General features: G+C 33.5%; 19 protein-coding genes. 9 read left to right on the top strand and 10 right to left on the bottom strand.

Annotation, left to right across the window (positions count from 1 at the left end; all coding sequences use genetic code 11):
• Positions 1-34 precede the first annotated feature (34 nt).
• From lepB to Z053_RS0117535, 4 genes are all read left to right on the top strand, one after another.
• Positions 35-1,606, top strand: a complete 1,572-nt coding sequence (gene lepB / locus Z053_RS0117550) for a signal peptidase I (protein WP_025666297.1) — start codon at positions 35-37, stop codon at positions 1,604-1,606.
• Between the two features lie 17 nt (positions 1,607-1,623).
• Entirely contained in the window at positions 1,624-2,250 is a 627-nt protein-coding gene (locus Z053_RS0117545) for a WbqC family protein (protein ID WP_025666296.1), read from the top strand.
• Positions 2,247-2,555 carry a DUF6122 family protein gene (locus Z053_RS0117540; RefSeq protein WP_025666295.1) on the top strand — a complete coding sequence of 103 codons (309 nt, stop codon included), beginning with the start codon at positions 2,247-2,249 and terminating at the stop codon, positions 2,553-2,555. The genes Z053_RS0117545 and Z053_RS0117540 overlap by 4 nt, the downstream gene beginning before the upstream one ends.
• Positions 2,556-2,646: 91 nt before the next feature.
• A complete protein-coding gene (locus Z053_RS0117535) occupies positions 2,647-3,423 on the top strand; it encodes a M949_RS01915 family surface polysaccharide biosynthesis protein (protein WP_025666294.1) in 777 nt (258 codons plus the stop codon).
• A 25-nt stretch (positions 3,424-3,448) separates the two neighbouring features.
• Here Z053_RS0117535 and Z053_RS0117530 read toward each other — a convergent pair whose 3' ends face one another.
• The 7 genes from Z053_RS0117530 to Z053_RS0117500 form a co-directional block, all read right to left on the bottom strand.
• Positions 3,449-4,465 (bottom strand): endonuclease/exonuclease/phosphatase family protein, encoded by a 1,017-nt coding sequence (locus Z053_RS0117530; protein ID WP_025666293.1) that lies wholly within the window; start codon positions 4,463-4,465, stop codon positions 3,449-3,451.
• Between the two features lie 2 nt (positions 4,466-4,467).
• Positions 4,468-5,346: a rhomboid family protein gene (locus Z053_RS0117525; RefSeq protein ID WP_025666292.1), complete on the bottom strand. Its 879-nt coding sequence runs from the start codon at positions 5,344-5,346 to the stop codon at positions 4,468-4,470.
• Positions 5,347-5,349: 3 nt separating this feature from the next.
• Complete coding sequence (locus Z053_RS0117520; RefSeq protein WP_025666291.1) at positions 5,350-6,102, bottom strand: rhomboid family intramembrane serine protease; 753 nt, start codon at positions 6,100-6,102, stop codon at positions 5,350-5,352.
• A gap of 7 nt (positions 6,103-6,109) precedes the next feature.
• The gene (gene mutL, locus Z053_RS0117515; protein WP_025666290.1) at positions 6,110-7,990 is read right to left on the bottom strand and encodes a DNA mismatch repair endonuclease MutL; all 1,881 of its coding nucleotides are present in this window, start codon (positions 7,988-7,990) and stop codon (positions 6,110-6,112) included.
• Complete coding sequence (locus tag Z053_RS0117510) at positions 7,991-8,287, bottom strand: hypothetical protein (RefSeq protein ID WP_035096386.1); 297 nt, start codon at positions 8,285-8,287, stop codon at positions 7,991-7,993.
• Positions 8,288-8,413: 126 nt separating this feature from the next.
• A complete protein-coding gene (gene ribH, locus Z053_RS0117505) occupies positions 8,414-8,917 on the bottom strand; it encodes a 6,7-dimethyl-8-ribityllumazine synthase (RefSeq protein ID WP_025666288.1) in 504 nt (167 codons plus the stop codon).
• Between the two features lie 64 nt (positions 8,918-8,981).
• Positions 8,982-9,752, bottom strand: a complete 771-nt coding sequence (locus tag Z053_RS0117500) for a tetratricopeptide repeat protein (RefSeq protein WP_025666287.1) — start codon at positions 9,750-9,752, stop codon at positions 8,982-8,984.
• A 136-nt stretch (positions 9,753-9,888) separates the two neighbouring features.
• On the opposite strand from Z053_RS0117500, the gene recF reads away from it, so the two are divergent.
• From recF to Z053_RS0117485, 3 genes are read left to right on the top strand one after another with little or no spacing between them, the layout of a single operon-like run.
• Positions 9,889-10,989, top strand: coding sequence for a DNA replication/repair protein RecF (recF, locus tag Z053_RS0117495; RefSeq protein ID WP_025666286.1), 1,101 nt, complete (start codon positions 9,889-9,891; stop codon positions 10,987-10,989).
• Between the two features lie 55 nt (positions 10,990-11,044).
• Positions 11,045-11,458 (top strand): hypothetical protein, encoded by a 414-nt coding sequence (locus Z053_RS0117490; RefSeq protein WP_025666285.1) that lies wholly within the window; start codon positions 11,045-11,047, stop codon positions 11,456-11,458.
• Positions 11,458-11,754, top strand: a complete 297-nt coding sequence (locus tag Z053_RS0117485; RefSeq protein ID WP_025666284.1) for a DUF721 domain-containing protein — start codon at positions 11,458-11,460, stop codon at positions 11,752-11,754. The genes Z053_RS0117490 and Z053_RS0117485 overlap by 1 nt, the downstream gene beginning before the upstream one ends.
• Here the strand turns inward: Z053_RS0117485 and Z053_RS0117480 are convergent.
• Together Z053_RS0117480 and Z053_RS0117475 are read right to left on the bottom strand one after the other, a co-directional pair.
• Positions 11,740-12,132 (bottom strand): acyl-CoA thioesterase, encoded by a 393-nt coding sequence (locus Z053_RS0117480; protein ID WP_025666283.1) that lies wholly within the window; start codon positions 12,130-12,132, stop codon positions 11,740-11,742. The genes Z053_RS0117485 and Z053_RS0117480 overlap by 15 nt on opposite strands.
• Before the next feature lie 123 nt (positions 12,133-12,255).
• Positions 12,256-13,428: a hypothetical protein gene (locus tag Z053_RS0117475; RefSeq protein WP_025666282.1), complete on the bottom strand. Its 1,173-nt coding sequence runs from the start codon at positions 13,426-13,428 to the stop codon at positions 12,256-12,258.
• 411 nt (positions 13,429-13,839) lie between these two features.
• On the opposite strand from Z053_RS0117475, the gene Z053_RS0117470 reads away from it, so the two are divergent.
• Together Z053_RS0117470 and Z053_RS0117465 are read left to right on the top strand one after the other, a co-directional pair.
• Positions 13,840-17,103 carry a SusC/RagA family TonB-linked outer membrane protein gene (locus Z053_RS0117470; RefSeq protein ID WP_025666281.1) on the top strand — a complete coding sequence of 1,088 codons (3,264 nt, stop codon included), beginning with the start codon at positions 13,840-13,842 and terminating at the stop codon, positions 17,101-17,103.
• 10 nt (positions 17,104-17,113) lie between these two features.
• On the top strand, positions 17,114-18,568 hold the full coding sequence (locus tag Z053_RS0117465) for a SusD/RagB family nutrient-binding outer membrane lipoprotein (protein WP_025666280.1): 1,455 nt from the start codon (positions 17,114-17,116) through the stop codon (positions 18,566-18,568).
• A 490-nt stretch (positions 18,569-19,058) separates the two neighbouring features.
• Here Z053_RS0117465 and Z053_RS0117460 read toward each other — a convergent pair whose 3' ends face one another.
• The gene (locus Z053_RS0117460) at positions 19,059-20,219 is read right to left on the bottom strand and encodes a hypothetical protein (protein ID WP_025666279.1); all 1,161 of its coding nucleotides are present in this window, start codon (positions 20,217-20,219) and stop codon (positions 19,059-19,061) included.
• Positions 20,220-20,409: the final 190 nt, after the last annotated feature.

The raw sequence follows: 20,409 nt of genomic DNA, 5'->3' as shown, positions 1-20,409 counted from the left end.
AGAAAAGGTACTTATATTAAAAATATATTTAAAGATGATACTTACAGAGTGGTTTATTTTTTTTCTGATACTACAGGTTATTCATTTTCTGGGAACCTGGAAATTATATGTTAAAGCGGGTAGAAAAGCATGGGAAGCTCTTATCCCCGTATATAATGCTGTAATTTTAATGAAAATTATAAATCGCCCATGGTGGTGGGTGATATTATTATTTATCCCTGTAATTAATGTTATTATGCTACCTGTTATTTGGGTAGAAACGATAAGAAGTTTTGGCAAAAACTCTACAACAGATACTATCCTAGTGATCGTTACTCTTGGGTTTTATATCTTTTATGTAAACTACATGCTCGATGTAACCTATATTGAAGATCGAGACCTAAAACCAAGAACTGCTACAGGAGAATGGGTTAGTTCGATTCTATTTGCTATCGTTGCTGCAACTATAGTACATACTTATTTTATGCAACCCTATACCATTCCTACTGGTTCTTTAGAAAGAACATTGCTGGTAGGGGATTTCTTATTTGTAAGTAAGTTTCATTATGGCGCTCGTACTCCTATGACAGCGGTATCTTTTCCTATGGTTCATGATACAATCCCTTTGGTACGAACCAAATCATATACCAACAAACCGCAATATCCATATTTTAGACTACCTGGTTTTCAAAAAATCAAACGTAATGATATTGTAGTGTTTAGCTGGCCAATAGATACTGTAAATGCTTTTCAGCAGTATGGTGATGGCAAATATCATTATAAACCTATAGATAAAAAATCTAATTATGTAAAACGTTGTGTAGGTATCCCTGGAGATTCTTTGGCTGTCGTAGATGGTTTTGTTCATATTGATGGAAAACAAACTAAATTACCAGAACGAGCACAATTACAGTTTTCATATTCTGGAACTACAAAAGGTAGTAGTTTCAACCTTCAAAATTTATACAATCGTTACAAAATAAAGAACAACGAATTTGGGTATAACAATTCGCAATTTAGTGCTGCAGGAATGACCGAGGAAGCTGCTTCTCGATTTAAAAATCATCAAAACGTAGCAAGTATACAGCGAAATGTAACTCCAAAAGGCTTAAAAGATCCTAAAATCTTTCCTAATAATGGTAAGGTGAACTGGAATTCGGATAATTTTGGCGCAATTTATATTCCTGAAGCTGGTAAAACTGTGAAAATGGACCTCAAAAGCTTTTCTCTTTATAGAAGAATTATAGAAGTTTATGAAGGTTCTGAAATGAGAATTGATAATAAATTATCTGTAAATGGTACACAAGTACTCCTTAATGGGCAACCTATAGATAGCTATACTTTTAAACAAGATTATTACTGGATGATGGGAGACAATCGTCATAATAGTGAGGATAGCCGTGTATGGGGCTATGTTCCTGCCAATCATATTGTAGGAAAGCCTGTTTTTGTATGGTTTAGCTGGGATTCTAATGCTAAAGGACTTTTTAATAAAATACGATGGGAACGTATGTTCACTACTGTTGGAGGAAGTGGAAAACCAGTGTCCTATTTTAAATATTTCCTTATTGTTTTAGCTGGTTGGATTATCTATAACCAATACCGTAAGAGGAAAAAAGGAGCTTAACACTCAGTAGTATAAAATTGAAAACATCTCTACTCCATCCTACGTATTTTGGATCTATATTACAATATGTAGCTATAGCCCAATCTGATGCTGTTGTTTTTGAAAATGAAGATAATTATCAAAAACAAACCTATCGTAATCGTACTTATGTCTATGGAGCAAATGGTAAACTTTTATTATCTATTCCTATTAAACATAGTCAAAAGCAAGAAAGGAAATTGTATAGAGATGTTCGTATAGAGAACGATTTTCAGTGGCAAACACTACATTGGAAGTCTCTTGAAACCGCTTACAGAACTTCACCGTTTTTCGAGTATTATGAAGATGAATTTGTTCATTTATTTGAAAAACCCAGAGAATTTCTTCTGGATTTTAATTATGAGTGTATACAAGTTGTATTAGATTGCCTCCAATTAGATATTTCTTTTTCTAAAACCACAACATATGATAAAGACCCCAAAGAAACTACTGATTTGCGAGGTCTGGTGAATGCAAAAAAAGAAAAATCAGACTCTCTTCAGCCATACATCCAGGTTTTTGAAGATAAACATGGTTTTATTCCTAACCTTTCTATTTTGGATTTGATATTTAACGAAGGGACCAATGCCCTAACCTACCTGGAGCATCAATCTGTTTTTCTATGATTCGCCCAATCTTACACTATGGATTTCATTTTATAATTCCTTTATTGATCGCAATACTCTTCTTCCCCAAACAGTGGAAAAAAGTTTATATTCTATTTATAGCTGCCATGTTAATCGATATCGATCATCTTTTAGCAGATCCAATTTTTGATTCCAATCGATGTAGTATTGGATATCATCCATTGCATAGCTACTATGCTATTGCAGTATACGGCATACTATCATTTTTCTCAAAGACAAGAATTATTGGTTTAGCTTTAATTTGGCATATACTTACTGATTGTCTTGATTGTCTGATGATGTAAATTATGGTCAATACGCTCTATTTCACAAAATAATGATTACATTTATTACAAAACTGGTACTAATAAGCTACTTCTAATTCATTTTTTATCTATGAACAAGTTTCTATTTTTTATCGTAATAATCACCTTATTTTCTTGTGGAAAACAAGCAAAAGATTCTAATAACAATACAGATCAAAAAGTAACAAAAGAGGATTCTACCATCAAAGTAGAGCTTAATAGATCTGATTCTATTTCATATGATCCTCAAATTGCCCGTAAGCTTTCCAACAAGGAGATCACATCCACTTTTACCAAAAGAGTAAGAAGGCAGTTAGACATTGAATATCCTATTCATCAGGCATATTCATATAAAGATGATTCAGGAGAAAACTATCTGTTATTATCAGAACGTTTCAAAGAAACCGATGAAAAAAATGACTCCCTGTATGATCAGATAAAAGTACTCAACGTGTCTTATAAAAGTAAGAAGTTTAAAAAAAGGTCTGCATTAAAAGATGACATAGACAAAGACTGGGAATCATCGATTGGATTTTGGAATACATACTCAGAAATATCCGACATAGACAAGGATGGCCTGGCAGATCTTATATTGGTTTATGGTACTATGGGTCAAGATGGGTATACAGATGGCAGAGTAAAGATTATTATCTATCATAACAAAAGAAGAGTAACCATTAGACATCAGAATAGTGATTATGATGGAAGGTTAACTAAAATCAGTCAAAAATTCTATGGATTGCCTCAGCAAATACAACAAGCCGTAAAAGAAAAAATGAGGTTAATGATGAAAAACAAACATGCCATTTTCTATAAAGATTGGGAAGCAAAAATGGAGAATTACTCAACCAGTATTGATGGTTTGTAGTATCAGATACTTAGATTTCTCTATGCTAAAACTTTATTTTTGATAGAATTGGATAATGATCTGAAAGTTCTAGATCAAAACTTTGAAACCCTAGTACTTCGAATTCTTCGGGCACTAAAATAAAATCAATTCTGGCCGGAAACAATTCGAACTTAAAAGTTTTACCAAATCCTTTTCCTGCTTTCTTAAAAGTATCCTGAAGATTTTCTGATCTAATTTTATCATACACATATGAATATGCCGTGTTATTAAAATCACCCATCACAATATTTCTATACGGAGAAGATTTCATATGCTCGATGAGCTGTTCTGTCTGAGTTTGTTGCCTTTTAAAAGATACTCCGATACGTTTTAATAATTTTTGAGAATCTGCTTTAGCCAGATCGTCTGTTTTAGAACTAATTCTATGGGATTGTAAATGAATATTATATATCCTAATCGTATCCTTAGGAAATGCCACATCTGCAAAAATCACATTGTTGGCCGTATTCTCAAAATTTAAAGATCCTTTATTAATAAATGGATATTTTGAAAAGATCACCAATGCCAACTCTCTACTATTGTGATTAAAATACTCATACTTATTTGGATATTGAGTAAAGTCGATATCTGGATTATTATAATATTCCTGAGCGCAAAACACATCTGGTTTTTGATCTTTCACCAATTTTGAAATATCCTGAGGGATGGTCTCCGAAGTTATCCAAAAAAAACGATTAAAGCTATGCACATTATAACTCATTAATGAAATACCATCCTCGATCTCATCAGCCGATTTTCCTCTTAATTTATATAATGAAGACACATGAGAAATACCAAGAATTAGCGCAACAAGAGAAAGTATTCCTTTTTTATTGAGTTGTACTGCCCAAAAAAACAGAAACAATACATTGATCACAATTAGTATGGGTACTGCCAAACTTAGAACCGATAATAGCGGAAACATTTTTGGAGAAACATAAGGTAATAAATAAGATAGCAATAAGGCAAAAGCTGCCATAGCGTTCATCAAAAAGACGATCTTGCTAACTATTTTCCTCATAACTACTCCTTCCCTGCTTTAAACAAAAAATCTTTCTCTTCTTTGGTTAAACTATCATAGCCGCTTTTACTAATTTTATCCAAAATAGCATCGATTTGTTTCTGATTAGGCGTTTTGGTTGCAGAAGTCACTGTTTTTTTAGGAGCTCTTTTATGAGTTTTTGATTTATGAACTGTCTTTAACGGACTTTTCTTTTTAGGAATAAACATAGCACTTAATCCATCCATCAGTTTTTCGAACCAGGAACCGATATCATTTCCTTTTTTAAGCTGAACTGCATATATATAACCAAAAAGTGCACCTCCCAAATGAGCGATCAATCCGCCTGCGTTACCAGAGGTCGGGATTTGAATTAGATCAGAAAGCACTACAAACACTCCTATCTGCCATAACTTAACATTAAAAACAAAGATTCGTACTTCAGAATTTGGTGTATACGCCGCAATAAAAATCATAATGGCACGAACGGCTGCCGAAGCACCAATTAAATAAGCTAATGTGTTATTTAAAACGGGAAACAGATTATATGCCAGCACAAATAATAATCCTCCGCAGATAGCACCCAATAAGTAAATCGTGAGAAATCTTTTTTCGGTAAATAAGTTTAAAACATATTGCCCAAACCAGTATAGCACCAGCATATTCCAGAAAATATGCCAAAAATCAAAATGCAGAAAACTATACGTGAGCATGCTCCAGGGCTGTAGTATTAGCGATCCTGGATCAACAGGTAAAACAAACCACTCCATCAAAGCGCCTGGACTTGTTTTAAAAATCCAGGATCCTAGTGTAGCGAATAAAAATAAGGCTACATTAATCACAATAAGCTTAATGATTACATTAGCTGTTTTAAATTGATATGATAGATTATTAGTTGTCATCGATTAATACCACCGTTTATCATTGAACGAATTCTTTTTCCAATACCACATGGTAACAAACCCAATTACAGCACCACCTATATGTGCCCAATGCGCTACATTAGAAGGGCCTAAAATTGCTTGCCCTGTTATTCCTCCATAAAGATCTAATAAAAAATAACCTCCTATCAAATATTTTGCTTTAATAGGAATGGGAATAAAAATTATGTATAATGGTAAATTAGGATATAGTACTGCAAATGCTGCTAATATTCCAAAAATAGCACCCGAAGCTCCCACCATAGGTGTTACATAAGCTCCGATCATCCTCTCAGTAACTTCTTGTGGTATATTAGGGTACACTTTATATTGACCAGAAGCAACAGTATCTTGTATAAATTTACCAACTTCAGCAGGAGAAAAACCTGCATCTAAATATGCCTGATATCCTGGGGTAAACTGAAAATATGAAAATAGAATTTGAAAACCTACCGCACCAAGACCTGAAAAAAAGTAGATAAAAAGAAATTTTTTCTGACCAATAGAGCTTTCAAGATGACTTCCGAACATGTATAAAGCAAACATATTAAAAAAGATATGTCCTGCATCTGCATGCATAAACATATGGGAAACAATTTGCCATACTTGAAAATTATCATTTTTAGGAAACCAGAGTGCAAACCATTCAAAAGCATTATTTCCCAGAGATAAAGATCCTACAAAAAAAATGACATTAATAATTAATAACCCTTTTACTGTATCTGTAATTCTCCCCATTTATATATTAAAATTTCTTATCGATTTCATCTACTGTTAACGTGATGAAAGTCGGCTTATTATTTGGTGTTATTGTAGGCTCGGTACATGCAAATAGGCTATTTACCATATACTGCTGTTGTTCTGAAGCCAATTCTACTCCTGCTCGTACTGCAATACTTTTTGAAATGGATCTTGCAAGCAGATCGGTTTGAGAAAAACCACTATCTGGCACCTCTTCTTCGAGATCACTGATAAGTTGCTCTAAAAGTTGAGCAACCTCTTTTTCTGAAGTAACCGATGGTATTCCTGTAATTTCAACTTCTCCGGGGGATAACTCTCCAAAAACAAACCCTGTATTTTCGAGCTGTTCTTTTACAGTAGTAAGAAGTTCGATCTCTTTTTTGGTAAAAGAAAGTGTAAGCGGAAATAAAAGTTGTTGACTTACTGCACTTGCCATAGTAATATTGCGTAGTAATTCTTCATACAATATTCTTTGGTGTGCGCGGTGTTGATTTACAATCACCATTCCACTCTTAATAGTAGTAACGATATATTTTTTTCTAAGCTGATAGGTTGTATGATGCCCAACCTTTTTTTCATCAGACTCAAACAATGACCCTGTAACTTCTGTGCTTTCGAATTCTACAGAGGAAAAATCATTTTCTGTGGGCTTGGTAGTTGTCATTTCAGATTCTAAACCCACATATAGGTTTTCCCAGTCTCCGGCAGACTCTTTTTTAAACGATGCATGGCTTTTGCCTGAAAATGAACCCCCACCAGAACCAGATACTTTTTCTTCTTTAAACGGATTAAAATTACGATCTACCTCTATTGTAGGTGTCTGAGCAGTTTTACTTTTATACTCGTACGGTGTATCCATCGAAGCGTCTCTGTTAAAATCTAACACGGGTGCTACGTTAAATTGCCCCAGACTATGTTTTATCGAAGCTCTTAGCATAGCATACAACGCATGCTCATCTTCGAATTTAATTTCGGTCTTAGTAGGGTGGATATTAATATCTATTGATTTGGGATCTACTGTAAGATATACAAAATAGCTAGGGTGTGCTTTATCTTTTAGCAACCCTTCGAATGCGGCATTAACAGCATGGTTTAAATAACCACTCTTAATAAATCTATTATTAACAAAGAAAAACTGCTCACCACGGGTACGTTTGGCATATTCTGGTTTTCCTATAAATCCACTAATAGTCACCAAGTCTGTTTCTTCTTTGACAGGGACAAGTTTTTCATTGGTTTTTCCTCCAAAAATATTTACAATACGCTGGCGACAATTTGAAATAGGTAAATTAAAAATTTCACTACCATTATGATACATATCAAATTTAATAGAATGATGCGCCATGGTTACCCGATGGAATTCATCAATAATATGACGTAGTTCTACTGCATTTGATTTTAAAAAATTTCGCCGTGCGGGAATATTATAAAATAAATTTTTGACACTTATAGAGGTTCCTTTGGGTGTTACGCATACTTCTTGAGAAATTACTTCGCTACCTTCGATGTTAATCTCGGTACCTACCTCATCTTCTTCTTGTTTCGTTTTTAACTCTACATGAGCAATAGCAGCAATAGAAGCCAGGGCTTCTCCTCTAAAACCTTTGGTGTTTAATTCGAAAAGATCTTCTGCGGCTTTTATTTTTGAAGTAGCATGGCGCTCAAAACTCAGTCTGGCATCGGTAACGCTCATTCCTGATCCATTATCAATAACCTGAATAAGAGTTTTACCAGCTTCTTTTATGATTAATTTTATATGTGTAGCCTGAGCATCAATTGCGTTCTCTAACAGCTCTTTCACTACCGAGGCTGGTCGTTGAACCACCTCTCCGGCAGCAATTTGATTAGCTACGTGATCTGGTAATAGTTGAATGATATCAGACATCTATCGTCGTGCAGTAAATATGGATAAATCAAAATCAATTATATACAAAAAGATGAAGATCAGGATCATTGCAATATAAATAACCTTTCTATTAATTTCGCGATTACCTCGATTACGGCTCGATTTACGGGCTTCTGCCCAGTGTGAACCAAAATCTATATCATTTGTAGCATCCCTGTATTTGGTAATTTTGTTCTCAAAATCATAGATATTACCCCCACTTTTACCTTCATAGTACCTTGGTGTGTAATTGAATCTACGGTTTTTTCTTCTTTTTGGGATACTTAACTTCACAATCTGCTCTATCTTTTTGATTATCCAAATATACTTAAAAAGCATTGTAATGTAAAGCTTTTAGCATTACAATAACATCAAAATATAAATAACAAAGATTATGCCGCTTAGATTTTAGCCAGAGAATTCTTATTTATAAAAGGTTGCATCTTTACGCAATTGCGCCATCTTGATAGCCGCAATTGCTGCTTCTGTTCCTTTATTACCATGTTTACCTCCAGAACGATCAATAGATTGTTGTAGTGTGTTATCTGTAAGTACACAAAAGATTACAGGGATATCACTAGCGATATTTAAATCCTTGATTCCTTGTGTAACACCGTCACAAACAAAGTCAAAATGTTTGGTTTCTCCTTGTATAACAGATCCTATAGCAACAACTGCATCGAGCATATCAAAGGATTCCTGCATTTTCTTACATCCGTATATCAATTCGAAACTCCCAGGTACATTCCACCGTACTATATTTTCTTTTACTGCTCCACAATCTATAAATGCATCAAATGCACCTTGAAACAGTCCTTCGGTAATTTCTTCATTCCATTCTGAAACAACAATCCCAAACCGAAAATTTTTCGCATTTGGGATAGTTGTTTTATCGTATTGTGATAAGTTTTTATTTTCTGTAGCCATATTGATTTTGCGTCTCGGGTTTCAGGTTTCAGTAAAAAAACTAAAAACCGGAACCACAAAACTATTACTTCATTGCCTGTGCTTTACCTAAATGAACGTCTGCCTGGTTAGCTTCTACACTCTTAGGAAACTCTTCTTTAATTCGTTCTAAATATGGAATTGCAACTTCTGGTTTATTAAGAGATATTGCAGTAATTGCTGCTTTTAATAAAAACTTTGGAGTGGTAAAGTCATTAGTCTTTGCTTTAACAGCTTTTTCATAATACCCTAATGCTTCTTCTGTTTGATCAAGTTGAGAAAATGCATCTCCTATACCACCAAGGGCCAAAGGACCTAATATATCGTCATCGCTCTTAAAACTATCAAGGTAATTGATAGCTTCCTGATATTTATTCATATTTAGGTAAGAAAATCCAGCGTAGTAGTTAGATAGATTAGCTGCATCAGTACTACCATAGTTTTCTATAATTCCTAAAAAACCATATTTCCCTTCTCCTCCATTAAGCGCTAAAGTGTATAATGAATCACTAAGTTTAGAGTTACCATTAACTGCATTATCAAAATACTGTTGTGCTGTAAACATCTCATTAGCTGCTTCTTCCTCTTTTGGTTCCTGGATAAATTTCTGAAATCCAAGATATCCTAATATTACAACGGCTATCATTCCAACAGCACCTAGTATGTATTTTTGATTAGCTGCAACCCATTCTTCAGTTTTAGAAGCTCCTTCATCTAAGGTATTAAATACCTCAGCAGTTGTTGAATTATCTTCTATTTGCTCAACTTCTTCAGCTTTGTTTTTTGGTTTGTGTCCACGTTTCTTGTAAGTTGCCATAAATTTGCTTTAATGAACGGCAAAAATAAAATATTTATTCACAATTAAAAGCACAACTATTTATTATTTTTCAATAATTTGCGTCGATTAACTAAGAATTCTATTAAAGTCGATACTCCTTGATGATCACTATTTTATGATTTTAAAATCTCTTTCTTTACTTAATTATAAAAATTTTGAGTCCATCAATTTTGAATTTGATGATAAGATAAACTGTCTTGTCGGAAATAATGGAGTCGGAAAAACAAATATTCTGGATGCTATTTATCATTTGTCATTTGGTAAAAGCTATTTTAATCCAATTACCAGTCAAAACATTAAACATAATGCCGATTTTTTTGTCATCGATGGTCTTTACACAAAAGAAGATCGTGATGAAAAAGTTATTGTAAGTGCAAAAAGAGGGCAAAAAAAAGTAATCAAACGCAACGCAAAAATATACGATACTTTTAGCGAGCATATTGGTTTTTTGCCTTTGGTAATTATTTCTCCGGCAGATAGAGATCTGATTACAGAAGGGAGTGACACTCGCCGTAAATTCATAGATGGTGTAATTTCTCAGAGTGATCAATCTTATCTAAAAACATTATTAAAATATTCTAAAATTGTATCACAGCGTAATTCTCTACTAAAGTACTTTATCGCTAACAACACTTTTGATCCTACCACATTAGAGGTGTACAACCAGCAAATGCATGAATACGGTAGTATTATCTATGAAAAAAGAGCAGCATTTTTAGAGATTTTTATTCCTATTTTCGAAAACAGATATCAAGCAATTAGCTCTGGTAAGGAAAGCGTTACTCTTTCTTACCAAAGTAAGTTATCTGAAACTAATTTACTAACTCTTTTAGAACAGAATCTTTCTAAAGACAGAATGCTACAATATACTAGTGTGGGAGTTCACAAAGATGATTTGTCTTTTGAAATTGAAGGATATCCTATTAAAAAATTTGGAAGCCAGGGACAACAAAAATCGTTTCTTATTGCTTTAAAACTGGCTCAATTCGATTTTATAAAAAAACAAAGTAAAGTAAATCCTATACTTTTACTCGACGATATTTTTGACAAACTCGACGAAAAACGTGTAGAACATATTATAAAATTGGTAGATGATCAAAATTTTGGACAATTATTTATTAGTGATACCCATGCAGATCGAACAGAAAATGTGGTAAAAAAAATATCCCAATCATACAAAATCATTAAGCTAAAAAACAACGAATCAGAGAACTAAAATCAACACTTATATCTTCTGATTAATAAAACAGATAAAAACACTCAGATAAAATATGCGACGAGTTTTACTTTATACACTACTTTTATATATTACTTCTTGTACAACCACAGATCCAAAAGAATATATTCAATATCTGAATGGGTATTGGGAAATTAAAAAGGTAGTGTTATCTGATGGAAACGAAAAAGAATATATGTTCAATCAGGATATTGACTTTTTTGAAGTTAAAGACTCGATAGGAATACGTAAAAAAGTACGTCCTAAACTAGATGGAAGTTTTATAGTTACCGATAATCAGGAAATTTTTTCTATAACTATTGAAAATGATAGTGTAAGACTACAGTATAAAAACTCGTTAGCAACATGGAAAGAAACCATTATTTCTGCAAAAGAAAACGAGATAATTTTCAAGAATGAAACAGGAAATGTTTACTTTTATCAACGATATCAAAAGCTACAATTATAATGGCAAAACGTCATCAAGAACATCAAAGTATGGAAGAAGTTTTAAAAAACTTTGTTTCTGACAACAATTTACAAAAAGGGTTGGACAAGGTTGCTGTACGCGATGTTTGGGAAAAAATAATGGGCCCTGCAATAACAAAGTATACTCGAAATATTAAACTTGAAAGAGAAACTGTGTATGTTGAACTTACATCATCTGTATTAAGAGAAGAACTTAGTTATGGCAGACAAAAAATAATAGATAACCTCAATGATGAGTTAGGCAAAGTATTAGTCAAAAAACTAGTTCTGAGGTAGCTCTTTTTTTTCGTATATCACCTTAGTTTTACCATGGGGTGCGGGTTTTCCTTGAACATCAAGATTAACCACCGTTATATTTTCTACCTTAATAATTGTTTTGCGTGTTAATTTATTCCTTACTTCACACTTAAGAATCAAAGAAGTATTTCCAAATTTCACGACATCCATTCCTATTTCGATAATATCACCTTGTACCGCAGAGCTTACAAAATTGATTTCAGACATAAACTTGGTCACTACCCTTCTATTTTGTAATTGTATAATTGCATACAATGCGGCTTCTTCATCTATCCACTCTAATAATCTACCTCCAAATAACGTCTCATTAGAATTTAAATCGCCTGGTTTTACAATTTTTCTGGTGTGATATTTCATGACTTCATTTTGTTTATCGCAAAATTATCAAAAATATCGTGTTCTATACTTGATAAAAGAAAAGGATTTTAAAGCTAAGACGTATTACTATTTAACGCTCTGTCATTAACGCTATAAAGAGAGTTAAGGAACAACTACCTCATCACAAAACTGTTGTCCATTGGGGCAATTTGGAGTTATCACTTTTGCACATACATTATTTGTACCTTGATCCAAATCTAATTCTACCACACCGGCACTTAACAATGAATTTTCGATAAAAACTTCATTTACATACCAACCTATAGTAACATCATTACTCACTCCTGTAACAGATGGGTTAAATTTATATGTATTTGTACCTGTAACCCGTTCATTAGTAAATGCAACAACAGGACAAATAGGCTCTACTACAATTTCTTTACAAGCAATGGTGCCTTTAAAACAGTTAGTCGTAATTACTTTTATGCACGTTTCATATGTTCCTGGAGTGAATTGTCTTGTAAATGGGTTTCCATCAATAACCTGATCGGTAATCACTTCTCCATTGATTTTAAAAAACAATTGATATCCTTCCATAATCTCAATATCTGGAATAAACCTATACTCATTATCCTGTAAAGGTTGGATTTCAAATCGTATTGCAGGACACCCAACGCAATTATTTATAATTTCATAAAATTCATAATATGTTGATATCCGTGTTGATTTAAGATCAGGAGCAACTAATATTGATATTGGAAACTTAAAATCCGGTTGATAATTAGCACCTTGATCTACAAGAAAACGACTAAAACTTTCCTCACTATCAATATCGACTTCTTTATTGTCTTTATCATTTAAAATAATAGGATATTCAAACTTATAGCATTGTCTATATAAATGATTAAAAACGTCTCTGAAAGTTTTTATCTCACATTCTCTAAGCACATTAATCAAAGCATCTTCATTCTCTATAAGAACCGTACTATTGGCTCCCTTAAACATGATCTGAATAGGAAATTGTAGCCCGGTTATATTAAAATTTGCACTTTGTCCAGAAATTACTCCAAGTAATCCTTGATAGTCATCAACTCGAATGGTCGAATCTGTATTATAACCAAATATTAATGGGTATTTAAAAGTAAAACACAGATCTTCTTCGTTTACTATCGAATTTCTGGTCTTTATATCATTAAGGATAGATACTATTGTCGTTGTAGATGTAATCTTAGCATCTATACTATCAGGAAAAAAAGAGTCATCATTTACACAAGAGTATGTAAACATTACCAATGCAAGTATAAAACCTTTACAATATGTACTTAATTTATTCAATACTAAACTGTTCTAGATATATTTATAACGTTTACAAACTTATTTACCCTACCCCATTCTTCTATTTAATATGGATGAATGTATATAAAATAAAATTAGAATCAAAAGACTATCTAACTACATCTAACATAATTAAAAAATACCGAAACAACTGGATGAATTTTAATCTACCTGTATTACTATAAAAAAACATTGAGTCCTAAATCACAATATTCGATATTCATCGTTCTAAAAGTTATAAAGTTTAAAACGATCTAAAATTTCTTCATAAATAAAAAAAATTATAGTTAGTCGTTTTTTTAAATTATCCTTACAGTTTCCCCGTTAATTTTCTGTTAAAAAAACATTATCCTTATTATCCTCTAATTTTTCTTAATAACCTTGCTTACTAACAAAAATTAACATGCAATAATGAAATTATTAACTAAAAACATGCTAATACTTCTAACGGTATTAGTGACGCAATTTTCTGTTGCGCAAGAAACCCCTATTACAGGTAAGGTCACAGACGATGGCGGCATGCCATTACCTGGTGTAAACATTATAGTAAAGGGTAGCAACAGTGGAACTCAAACAGATTTTGACGGAATGTATTCGTTACAAGCTTCTGAAGGTAGTACTCTTCTTTTCAGTTATCTTGGTTTTGCAGATCAAGAGGTAATTGTAGGTGCCCAAAAAACTATTAATGTACAATTAGAAGTCACCGCTTCTCAATTAGAAGAAATAGTAGTTACGGCTCTTGGTATTTCTAGAGATAAAAAATCTTTAGGATATTCTACACAAGAAGTTGATGGAGACGATTTAAACAAAGTTAAAACTGTAAACTTTGTAAACTCTCTTTCTGGTAAAGCTTCTGGTCTTCAAATTAAAAGAAATAATAACTTAGGAGGGTCTACCAATGTGGTTATTAGAGGTAATGCTTCTTTAACTGGAAGTAACCAGGCTTTATTCGTTATTGATGGTATTCCTATCAATAACACTAATACCAACTCTGCTGGTCAGGGACAAGCTCAAGGAGGATATTATGATTATGGTAATGCTGCATCAGATATTAATCCAGATGATATAGAATCTATAAATGTTCTAAAAGGTGCTGCTGCATCTGCTCTTTATGGATCCAGAGCTGCAAATGGTGTGATTATGATTACTACCAAAAAAGGAGGTAAATCCAAAGGTATGGGAATTACTATTAGTTCTGGATTAACATTCGGATCTATCGACAAAAGTACATTTGCCAAATATCAAGATCAATATGGTGGTGGTTACGGACCTTATTATGGACCAGGAGAAGACAGCTATTTAGATTTAGTAGATATTGACGGTGATGGTAATTTAGATTTTGTAACTCCTTTAACAGAAGATGCATCTTATGGAGCTGCCTTTGATTCTAACATTTTAGTGTATCAATGGGATGCTTTTGACCCTGATTCTCCGAATTACAGAACACCTACTCCATGGGTAAATGCTAAGAATGGTCCTATTACCTTTTTTGAAACTCCGGTAACTGTTACAAATTCTATATCCTTAGATAAAGGATTTGATGCTGGTACTTTTAGGTTAAACTATACGCATTTTGATCAAACTGGTTTGTTACCAAATAGCTCTATCAAAAGACATAATTTTTCTATGAGTGGAAGTTATAAGCTTAGTGAGCGATTAACAGCTACAGGATACGCTAATTATATCAAAACAAATGGTCTTGGTCGTAACTCAACAGGGTATAACGATAACATCATTGGTAATTTTAAACAATGGTGGCAAACTAATGTAGACATAAGACAACAAGAAGCTATTTATTTTTCTACAGGAAGAAATGTTACCTGGAACCCAGCCAGCAGAGATGCAGGATCTCTTCCAATCTATTGGGATAACCCATACTGGACAAGATATGAAAACTACCAAACCGATATGAGAAATCGTTTCTTAGGTAATGTTTCTTTAAATTATAAAGTAACCGATTGGTTTGATATTACGGGTAGAGTTGCTACCGATACATACTCTGAATTACAAGAAGAAAGAAGAGCAAATGGTAGTGTCGCTACTGCATTTGGTGTTATCTCTAGTGATGGGACTAGGCCAACAGTAAATTCTGGATACGGAAGAAAAGACATCAGAAATACAGAAACGAATTATGACTTAATGCTTAATTTTCATAAAGATTTAACCGAAGAATTAAATATCAAGGGAATATTAGGTACCAACATTAGAAGAAATCATTTTCAATCGGTTCACGCCTCTACAAGTGGTGGACTAAGTGTTCCTAGATTATACTCATTACAAAATAGTGCAGGACCGCTTCCATTACCTGCAGAAAGAGATGAAAAAATTGGTGTAGATGGTATCTACGTAAGTGCATCATTAGGATACAAACAAACTTATTTCCTTGACGGAACTTTACGAAGAGATCATTCTTCTTCATTACCAAAAGGAAACAGTACTTTCTATTACCCTTCTATTGCCGCTAGTTTTGTCTTTTCTAACCTTATCGATGCCGAATTCATTTCATTTGGTAAACTAAGAGCTAACTATGCAGAAGTAGGTAATAGTGCTCCTTTTGATTTCTTATACGATAGTTATAATGTAAACACTCCGATAGGAAGTGCAAGTACTTCTGTAGGAAACATAAAAAAGAATCCAAATCTAAAACCAGAAACAACAACAAGTATTGAGCTTGGACTGGAAATGAAACTTCTACAAAACAGACTTGGGTTTGATATTGCATATTATAAAAACAATTCTATCGATCAAATTTTTGGAGTTCCTGTTAGTAGAGGAACCGGATATACTTCTAAGATCTTAAATGCTGGAGAAATTGAAAATAAAGGTGTTGAATTGTCTATATACGGAACCCCTGTAGAAACACAAAATTTTACCTGGGATGTAAACGTAAACTGGTCTAAAAATGAAAATATTGTAGTTTCATTAGAAGATGGGATAGAAAACTTACAATTAGGTTCTTTTCAAGGAGGGATAACAATTAATGCAACTGTAGGACAGCCTTATGGAATAATCCAAGGGACAGATTACACCTATCTAAATGGTCAAAGAGTTGTAGATGATTCTAATGGTCAATATATAAAAACTGCTGCATCTAACAACAATATTGGTGATACTAATCCAGATTGGTTAATGGGTATTTCTAATAAGTTTAATTATAAAAACATTGCACTTAGTTTCCTAATTGACATCCAGCAAGGAGGAAGCATTTGGTCTTTGGATCAATACTATGGGCAAGCGACAGGTCTATATGAAGAAACTGCCTTTATCAATGACCTAGGAAATCCTGTAAGAAACACCTTGGCAAACGGTGGTGGTTTTATCAATCCTGGAGTTAATCCTGACGGATCTACTAATACTACAAGAATTAGAGCAGATCGATTTGGTGCCTTTGGATACAGAAGAGGATTACCTGATGCCGCTTTTGTATATGATGCAAGTTTCGTAAAATTAAGAGAAGTTGCTATAACCTATAGTTTCCCTAAAAAAATAATTCAAAAAACATTCTTAAATGATGTTTCTTTTAGTGTAATTGGTTCTAACCTTTGGATTATCGACAAAGACCTTCCACATGCCGATCCAGAAAGTGGTTTGAGTTCTGGTAACTTACAAGGGTATTCTGTAGGTTCTTTACCAACCACCAGAGACATAGGTTTCAACTTAAAATTACAATTCTAAAAAAATAAAGATGAAAAAAATATTAATTCTAATTACAGCAGTAATTATAGCATCTTGTTCAGACAACCTCGAGAGTTTGAACGAGAATATTAAAGATCCATCTTCTGTTCCTGGTGAAACTTTATTTACAGGTGCACAGAAGAATTTGGTTGATCAAATGGTTGACCTAAATGTGAACAATAATAACACAAAACTTTGGGCGCAATATTTACAAGAGACGACCTATACAGACGAAAGTAATTATGACCAGGTAACAAGAACTATTCCTGCTACACACTGGAGCGTTCTTTATAAAGATGTTTTAAAAGATTTAGACGAAGCTTCTAAAATCATAACAGATACTAAATATTCGCTTCCTGAGGACATTGAGACTAAAGCCAATAAACTTCAAGTAATAGAAATATTAACAATTTATGCGTATAGTGTATTAATAGAAACTTTTGGAAATGTTCCTTACACTGAAGCCTTGGATATCGATGACTTATTACCTGCATATGATGATGGTGAAACAGTTTACAAAGCCTTGGTTGGAAGACTCACAGTTGCTATTGATGCATTAGATACTACTAAAGGAAGTTTTGGAGCTGCCGATAATATTTATGGCGGAGATGTATCGCTATGGAAAAAGTTTGCTGCTTCCTTAAAGCTTAGAATGGGTATCCTGTTATCTGATGTAGATAATGCTTTTGCCAAAACTACTGTAGAAGCTGCAGTTACAAGTGGTGTATTTACCAGTAGAGCTGATAATGCTAATTTCACATATTTATCTGCCGCACCTAATACAAATCCTGTTCATGCAAACTTAGTACTAAGTGGAAGAGCAGATTTTGTTGCTGCAGCTACAATCATAGATATGATGAATACATTAAATGATCCAAGAAGACCACTATATTTTGAAGAGGTTCCTGGTACAGGAATGTACATTGGAGGAGATATCGGTAGTACATCAAGTTTCTCTACGCATTCTCATGTATCTGATTATGTAGAAGCTGCTGCAACTCCTGGTGTAATTTTTGATTATGCAGAAGTTGAGTTTTTATTAGCAGAAGCTGCTGCAAGAACTTTTGCAGTGGGTGGAACAGCAAAAAGCCATTACGATATTGCTGTAGTAGAATCGATAGAAAGTTGGGGAGGATCAAATGCCGATGCAATGACATATCTTGCTCAACCAACTGTAGACTATGATACTGCTTTGGCGGCAAGTACTGCTACTACTCCTTGGAAAGAAGTAATTGGTAATCAAAAATGGATAGCTTTATTTAATAGAGGTATCGAAGCCTGGACTTCGATTAGGTTGTTAGATTTCCCAACATTAGCGACACCAGCTGAACCTGTTTCTGGTTTCCCTAATAGATATACATATCCTATTATAGAACAAACCTTAAATGGTACAAACTGGCAAGCTGCCTCTACCGCAATCGGTGGTGATCTTGCAGAAACAAAACTTTTCTGGGATTTGAACTAGTCAATATTCTAGGTAATTGTTAACATAATGTATAGGGGTGAGATAAAAAATCTCACCCCTATTTTTTATATCTATATTACAATTGCCAAGTTATCTACAACGATATTCCCTCATTTTACATCCTGTGACTTTCTATTCTTCGATCAAATTAGATCTTATTAGAACATTAAATATAAATCTAAAGGAGTTTTTCTGGATAACAGAAGATGCATCAAAAACGAGTGACATCACTCAAAACAGGATCGTTTAGAAGACAATACAAAAAACTACTCTACTTAATGTGTTGTTCTTTCTAATTCTTATGTTAAGTACTGTGATCAACTGTTATTTTCAGAAACTAAGAATCATACTACACTTTAATTCTATAAATAAAGATTCCCCGAAAGCATGGCCTCGCTCCCAGGGAATCAACCTAATTAATCTAACCTAACTAACTTATCATATTTTGTATTCTATTCTTTTCATCAGAAGCGAACAGAAAATCAAATAATTATTCAAATTCTATAACCTTACAAAATGATGTTCCGCCGGGGCATTCTGGAGTTTCTATCATCAAACACACTTCATATCTCCCTGGCCCATCAAATTCATGATAAAATGGATTGTTATGAGGGAATTCTGGTGATTTACCAACATATTTTCCGTCAACAAACCACTCTAGAGTAACATCATCGATTCCTTCGAATGCACGAGGATAAAAATAGTATGCAGCTTTATCGCCATCTCGTTCTGGTTCAAAGAACAGATCCGGACAATCCCCTACTCTTATTTCTTTACAATATTTTACTCCCTCTGGGCAATCTGGTGTAATCACTTTTAGGCACACTTCATGAACCCCAGAATTAAATTGATATACAAGAGTTCTACTACCTACTTGTGGATCATTTTTTGGTGATTCAACAACCTTTCCATCAACATACCATAGTATTTGGCTTACCTCATCTGTACCTTCTATCTTGGCTCCAAAAGTATACGTCCCTACCGTTCCCGGTTCTATTTCTTTTGTAAAATAAACTTCTGGACAAACCAAATTTGATTCTTCTACTTCTATAACTTTACAATAAGAAACTCCTTCTGGGCAATTTGGTGTTTCTGTTTTGATACACACTTCATATCTTCCCGGTTCCTTAAAATCCCATATCAAATAATTATCTTCATCTGGTGCAGAATCTTCTACCAATCTATCATTAATATACCATCCATAAGACACTTCATTAATTCCTCTAAAATTTGCAAAAAACTTATAAGTAGATCGCCCTTGATAATGCTTACTTCTAAAAAACAAATCAGGGCAAGGATTATTTTCGTCTACCTCTACCTCTATATCAGTACAGGCTTCTATTGTTCTTTGTTCGGTTATAATTCTAACACAAATGGTATGTTTACCAGGCTCAAACAAGTAATCTAAGATCTGATTAATAATATTTTCTTCATCTTCTCCTTCTATATCATTTCCATCTACAGACCAAATCGTCTGCGCATCATTATCAATCCCGCTTGTCTTAGCTTCAAAACTATAAACCGCACTTCCTTCTTTGTTATCAATAACAATCTGAACCTCTGGGTCACTATTAAAATCTTCAGTTTCACAAGAGGTAAATCCTAATACAAGTGTAAGTATTAACGTATACCAAATACCAAGTTTTTTCATCGTAAATAATTTTAGGGGTTACTAAATTTTCTTCAGAAGCTTTTTAAACCTCTCTTAAAGTGAAACGGCTTAAAAAAAAATTACCCTACCCCCATACTTTCATTTTTTATTCTTTGATAGCTTGAAAAAAAAATCTAGATTTGAAAATATATTTTTATTCCCCTAAATGTCTGACAACAATAATTCTACA

The organism is Aquimarina megaterium XH134 (assembly GCF_000520975.1).
Taxonomy (GTDB): Bacteria; Bacteroidota; Bacteroidia; order Flavobacteriales; family Flavobacteriaceae; genus Aquimarina; species Aquimarina megaterium.
This window is presented reverse-complemented; position numbering and strand designations above follow the sequence as displayed.

Excerpts from the sequence above, each read along its gene's own strand:
- Z053_RS0117485 (WP_025666284.1), top strand. The coding sequence starts at position 11,458 with ATGGCAAAACGTCATCAAGAACATCAAAGTATGGAAGAAGTTTTAAAA.
- Z053_RS0117540 (WP_025666295.1), top strand. The coding sequence starts at position 2,247 with ATGATTCGCCCAATCTTACACTATGGATTTCATTTTATAATTCCTTTA.
- Z053_RS0117525 (WP_025666292.1), bottom strand. The coding sequence starts at position 5,346 with ATGACAACTAATAATCTATCATATCAATTTAAAACAGCTAATGTAATC.
- Z053_RS0117460 (WP_025666279.1), bottom strand. The coding sequence starts at position 20,219 with ATGAAAAAACTTGGTATTTGGTATACGTTAATACTTACACTTGTATTA.
- mutL (WP_025666290.1), bottom strand. The coding sequence starts at position 7,990 with ATGTCTGATATCATTCAACTATTACCAGATCACGTAGCTAATCAAATT.
- Z053_RS0117465 (WP_025666280.1), top strand. The coding sequence starts at position 17,114 with ATGAAAAAAATATTAATTCTAATTACAGCAGTAATTATAGCATCTTGT.
- Z053_RS0117500 (WP_025666287.1), bottom strand. The coding sequence starts at position 9,752 with ATGGCAACTTACAAGAAACGTGGACACAAACCAAAAAACAAAGCTGAA.
- lepB (WP_025666297.1), top strand. The coding sequence starts at position 35 with ATGATACTTACAGAGTGGTTTATTTTTTTTCTGATACTACAGGTTATT.
- ribH (WP_025666288.1), bottom strand. The coding sequence starts at position 8,917 with ATGGCTACAGAAAATAAAAACTTATCACAATACGATAAAACAACTATC.
- Z053_RS0117490 (WP_025666285.1), top strand. The coding sequence starts at position 11,045 with ATGCGACGAGTTTTACTTTATACACTACTTTTATATATTACTTCTTGT.
- Z053_RS0117480 (WP_025666283.1), bottom strand. The coding sequence starts at position 12,132 with ATGAAATATCACACCAGAAAAATTGTAAAACCAGGCGATTTAAATTCT.
- Z053_RS0117470 (WP_025666281.1), top strand. The coding sequence starts at position 13,840 with ATGAAATTATTAACTAAAAACATGCTAATACTTCTAACGGTATTAGTG.
- Z053_RS0117530 (WP_025666293.1), bottom strand. The coding sequence starts at position 4,465 with ATGAGGAAAATAGTTAGCAAGATCGTCTTTTTGATGAACGCTATGGCA.
- Z053_RS0117535 (WP_025666294.1), top strand. The coding sequence starts at position 2,647 with ATGAACAAGTTTCTATTTTTTATCGTAATAATCACCTTATTTTCTTGT.
- recF (WP_025666286.1), top strand. The coding sequence starts at position 9,889 with ATGATTTTAAAATCTCTTTCTTTACTTAATTATAAAAATTTTGAGTCC.
- Z053_RS0117520 (WP_025666291.1), bottom strand. The coding sequence starts at position 6,102 with ATGGGGAGAATTACAGATACAGTAAAAGGGTTATTAATTATTAATGTC.